We start from the raw sequence: 229 nt of genomic DNA, 5'->3' as shown, positions 1-229 counted from the left end.
CGCAAGGAGGCGCGCGAACGCCGGGAAGCAGAGCTGCGGCTGATCGACGTGACCAGCCAGTTGCCGGCGACAGCGTTCCAGTATCGACAGGCTAGAAACGGCGACTCCCGGGTCATCTGGCTAAGCGGCAATACCGTCGAAATGTTCGGCAAGACCAGCGCTGAGCTGCAAGCCATTCCGGGATCGGTGCTCGCAGCGGTTCATCCTGAGGACCGCGCCGCTCTTCTGA

At 63.3% G+C, this 229-nt stretch carries 1 protein-coding gene; it reads left to right on the top strand.

Annotation, left to right across the window (positions count from 1 at the left end; genetic code table 11):
- On the top strand, positions 1-229 hold a 229-nt coding region (locus SB753_RS42225; RefSeq protein ID WP_410805843.1), incomplete at both ends, for a hypothetical protein.

The organism is Paraburkholderia sp. SIMBA_053, from assembly GCF_046534895.1.
GTDB lineage: Bacteria > Pseudomonadota > Gammaproteobacteria > Burkholderiales > Burkholderiaceae > Paraburkholderia > Paraburkholderia caledonica.
Note: the sequence above shows the minus strand (reverse complement) of the source record. Positions and strands in the feature narration are given on the sequence as shown.